The organism is Streptomyces sp. UW30 (assembly GCF_008042075.1).
Taxonomy (GTDB): domain Bacteria; phylum Actinomycetota; class Actinomycetes; order Streptomycetales; family Streptomycetaceae; genus Streptomyces.
Map to the genome: position 1 here is coordinate 809,073 of NZ_RDBN01000053.1, position 4,346 is coordinate 813,418.

Sequence of the window (4,346 nt, forward strand, 5' to 3'; positions counted from 1 at the left end):
GCCGGAGACGAAGAGGACCAGGGCGAGGCCTATCGCCATGCCGATCGCGGCTCGGCCCTCCTCGGCGAGAGCTGAGCGTCGGGTTCGCGGACCCGGGTCGATGAGCGTCCAGCCGAGGCGCAGGCCTGTGCCGGCGGCTACGAAGACCGCGGTCAGTTCGAGGAGACCGTGCGGCAGGACGAGGCCGAGGAAGGTGTCGAGGCGTCCGGCTGAGGACATCAGGCCGAAGCCGACACCGAGATTGAGCATGTTCTGGAAGAGGATCCAGAGCACCGGGAGGCCCAGGAAGACGCCGAGGATCAGGCAGAGCGCGGCCGCCCAGGCGTTGTTCGTCCAGACCTGGGCGGCGAAGGAGGCCGCGGGATGGCTGGAGTAGTACGTCTCGTACTGGCCGCCGGGGCGGGTGAGCTCGCGTAGTTCGCTGGGGGCCGCGATGGTGGCCTGGACTTCGGGATGGGTGCCTATCCACCAGCCCAGTAGAACCGCCACCAGGGTGGACAGGAGGGCTGTGGGTACCCACCAGTGGCGCGAGCGGTAGACCGCGGCCGGGAAGCCGTATGCGAGGAAGCGTGTGACGTCGCGCCAGGAGGCGCGTCGTGTGCCTGTCACGGCGCTACGCGCGCGTGCCACGAGCTGGCTGAGCCGGCCGGTCAGCTGGGGGTCGGGCGCGCTGGACTGGATCAGGGAGAGGTGGGTGGCGGTGCGCTGGTAGAGCGTGACGAGTTCGTCAGCCTCGGCACCGGTGAGGCGGCGCTGCCGCCCGAGCAGGGCGTCGAGCCGGTCCCACTCGGCGCGGTGGGCGGTGACGAAGACGTCGAGGTCCATCTGCTTTCCTGCTCCCCGGCTGTTCGTCAGCGACTCGTCGTGGACGTCAGCTTGTCGTACTGCGGCGCGATGCGCCCTCAGCTTGGCAGACTGGCCATTCCGGGGGCAGGTCAGGGGAAGGACGGATGGCGTGAGTGAGCTGGTGACGGGCGAGGCCGTGGCGCTGGAGTTGCGCCCTGCGAAGCTGCCCAGCAGGGCGCTGGCCATCCTGCTCGATCTGGCCGTGGCCTTTATCGCCTACCTTGTCGTGACCATCGGCGTCGTGGCCGCCACCGCTTCTTTGGATGAGGCGGCGCAAACCGCTCTGTCGATCGCGATGTTCGTGCTGCTGCTGGTCGGCGGGCCGATCGCGGTCGAGACGCTCAGCCATGGGCGTTCGCTCGGGAAGATGGCGTGTGGGCTTCGGGTGGTGCGTGACGACGGGGGGCCGATCCGGTTCCGGCACTCGCTGGTGCGGGGCCTCATCGGCGTGATCGAGATTCTGATGACGCTCGGTGTCGTCGCCGTCATCGCTTCGCTGGTGTCCGCGCGCGGGCGGCGGCTCGGTGATGTGTTCGCCGGCACCCTCGTCGTACGGGAGCGAGTGCCCCTCACGCGGACGGGCTTCGTTCCGCCGCCTCCGCCGTGGTTGGCCGGGCGGTTCTCGGGGCTCGACCTGTCGGCGGTTCCTGATGGCCTGTGGCTCGCCATTCGTCAGTACCTGACGCGTATGCAGCAACTCGACCCGCAGGTCGCCTGGAGTATGGGCGAGCGGCTCGCGACGGACCTCGCGGGGCGTACGGGTGCTCCGGCTCCGCAGGGCGTGCCGCCGGCCGCCTATCTGGCCGCGGTTCTTCAGGAGCGGCAGGCGCGGGAAGCGCGGCGCGCCTTCGGCAAGGGGTCGGCCGGGGCGTCTGCAGCCGCACCGCCTCCGTCGGCACCTGCAGCTGGCGCGCCCGGCGCGGGCCTTACGCCGGTCGGTGGTCCGTACATGGCTCCGACTGGTGGGGATCATTCGCCCGCGGCGCGAGACGCAGTACGGCAGCCCTCTGCTCCGGTGCCGCAGGACGCGCCGTCGGACGACCGGCCTGCCACCGGATTCGCTCCCCCTGCCTGATCGCCCCAGCCGCGCGACGGCTGGGTCCTGCGACGGGCCGACGGCTCCGCGAGCCCCGTCGCTCTGCCGGGTGCCTCTGACCCGCCTCGCTCAAGTGAACGTCGACGGCGGTGAGTCCAGGTCCTCCAGTTCGATGCCGGGGGCCGCGAGGACCACGTCGCCGGCGATGTGCACGGCGTGCTGCTCCCCCGTGTCCAGGGCTGTGACCTGGTATTCGTCCACGGCCAGGGGGGCGTTGTCAGTGGCGTGTGTTTCTCTTTTCACCAAGGCCCAGGACTGGTCCAGGGTGCGCGGGGCGAGGACCGGATCCGTGAAGGTCACGAGGCGGACGCGGGTTGCCGAGGCGGAAGGGGTGAGGCGGAGGAGACGGGTGGTGGCGATGAGGAACGCCGGGGACGTGCCGGTGAAGGCGTGGGCGCGGACATTGCCTTCCGTGGCCTGAGTTCCGGTGGGGTCGGTGCGGACCCAGGTGACGCCGTCCAGGGCGGCGCCGCGTACCTGCCAGCCGCCGGCGTGGAGTTCGAGCCGGATGGGTCGGCCGAGTTCGTCCAGGGTGAGGTCGACGGAGCCGCTGCGATCGCCTGCGGGGGTGGTCAGCTGGGAGACATAGCGCCAGCCGGAAGGGCCGGGGGCGCAGTGGAAGTGTTCTTCTGCGAGGGGGGTGTGATCGTGCGGATCATGGAGCGAATAACGGCCGCGGGGCATCGGGGTCCTGGGGCTTGACGGACGGGCTGGTCCCGGCCACTCGATCGAGCCGATGAGGCTGCGTGGGCCGGCCATGTGGGCCAACGGGGCAGGCCCCCGGCACGGGGGTGCGGGGGCCTGCCTCGGAGGAACTGCCGCTGCGAAGCTCGCCGGTGCTGGTTCCCTGCGCGGGCGCGGCCGTGAAGTGGTGCACAGCGGCACCGCGCCCGCGAGGAACCGGCTCGGCGGTGGCTCGGCTCAGTAGCGGTAGTGGTCCGACTTGTACGGGCCCTCGACCTCGACGCCGATGTAGGCGGCCTGCTCAGGGCGGAGCGTCGTCAGCTTCACGCCGAGCGAGTCCAAGTGGAGGCGGGCGACCTTCTCGTCCAGGTGCTTGGGCAGCGTGTACACACCGGTCGGGTAGGCGTCCGGCTTGGTGAACAGCTCGATCTGCGCCAGCGTCTGGTCGGCGAAGGAGTTGGACATCACGAAGGACGGGTGACCGGTCGCGTTGCCCAGGTTCAGCAGGCGGCCCTCCGACAGCACGATGAGGACCTTGCCGTCGGGGAACTTCCAGGTGTGGACCTGCGGCTTGACCTCGTCCTTGACGATGCCCGGGATCTTCGCCAGGCCGGCCATGTCGATCTCGTTGTCGAAGTGACCGATGTTGCCGACGATCGCCTGGTGCTTCATCTTGGCCATGTCCGAGGCCATGATGATGTCCTTGTTGCCGGTCGTGGTGATGAAGATGTCGGCCTTGTCGACGACCTCGTCGAGGGTCGTGACCTGGTAGCCGTCCATCGCCGCCTGCAGGGCGCAGATCGGGTCGATCTCGGTGATGATCACGCGGGCGCCCTGGCCGCGCAGGGATTCCGCGCAGCCCTTGCCGACGTCGCCGTAGCCGCAGACGACCGCGGTCTTGCCGCCGATGAGGACGTCGGTGGCGCGGTTGATGCCGTCGATCAGGGAGTGGCGGCAGCCGTACTTGTTGTCGAACTTCGACTTGGTGACGGCGTCGTTCACGTTGATCGCCGGGAACAGGAGGTCGCCGTCGCGCTGCATCTCGTACAGGCGGTGGACGCCGGTCGTGGTCTCCTCGGTCACGCCGCGAATCTCGGACGCGAGCTGGGTCCACTTCTGCGAGCCGTCCGTGATGGTGCGGTGCAGGAGTTCGAGGATGACGCGGTGCTCGTCGGACTCGGCGGTGTCGACGGACGGGACCTTGCCGTCCTTCTCGTACTCGACGCCCTTGTGGACGAGAAGGGTGGCGTCACCGCCGTCGTCCAGAATCATGTTCGGGCCGCCGGTGGGGGTGTTCGGCCAGGTCAGGGCCTGCTCCGTGCACCACCAGTACTCCTCCAGGGTTTCGCCCTTCCAGGCGAAGACCGGGATGCCCTGGGGGTTGTCGGGCGTGCCGTTCGGGCCGACGGCGATCGCGGCGGCGGCGTGGTCCTGGGTGGAGAAGATGTTGCAGGACGCCCAGCGGACCTCGGCGCCGAGGGCGACCAGGGTCTCGATGAGGACGGCGGTCTGCACGGTCATGTGCAGGGAGCCGGTGACGCGGGCGCCGGCCAGCGGCTGGGCCTCGGCGTACTCCTTGCGGATCGCCATCAGGCCGGGCATCTCGTGCTCGGCGAGGGTGATCTCCTTGCGGCCGAAGTCGGCCAGGGAGAGGTCGGCGACCTTGAAGTCCTGTCGGTTCTCGACAGTCGTCATTACGAGCTGCTCCTCGGGGTTGGGG

Annotated in this window: 4 protein-coding genes; 1 reads left to right on the forward strand and 3 read right to left on the reverse strand. The window is 69.6% G+C overall.

The genetic code is table 11. From position 1 onward, the window contains the following. The coding region (locus tag EAO75_RS37915) for a stage II sporulation protein M (protein ID WP_148000520.1) at window positions 1–825 on the reverse strand (825 nt) is incomplete at its 3' end. A 130-nt stretch (window positions 826–955) separates the two neighbouring features. Between EAO75_RS37915 and EAO75_RS37920 the strand changes: the two genes are divergently transcribed. Continuing rightward, window positions 956–1,921, forward strand: a complete 966-nt coding sequence (locus EAO75_RS37920) for an RDD family protein (protein WP_147999631.1) — start codon at window positions 956–958, stop codon at window positions 1,919–1,921. Between the two features lie 90 nt (window positions 1,922–2,011). On the opposite strand, the gene EAO75_RS37925 is transcribed toward EAO75_RS37920, so the two are convergent. Together EAO75_RS37925 and ahcY are read right to left on the reverse strand one after the other, a co-directional pair. Further along, on the reverse strand, window positions 2,012–2,626 hold the full coding sequence (locus EAO75_RS37925; protein ID WP_147999632.1) for a hypothetical protein: 615 nt from the start codon (window positions 2,624–2,626) through the stop codon (window positions 2,012–2,014). A 237-nt stretch (window positions 2,627–2,863) separates the two neighbouring features. Beyond that, on the reverse strand, window positions 2,864–4,321 hold the full coding sequence (gene ahcY / locus EAO75_RS37930; protein WP_147999633.1) for an adenosylhomocysteinase: 1,458 nt from the start codon (window positions 4,319–4,321) through the stop codon (window positions 2,864–2,866). Between the last annotated feature and the right edge of the window lie 25 nt (window positions 4,322–4,346).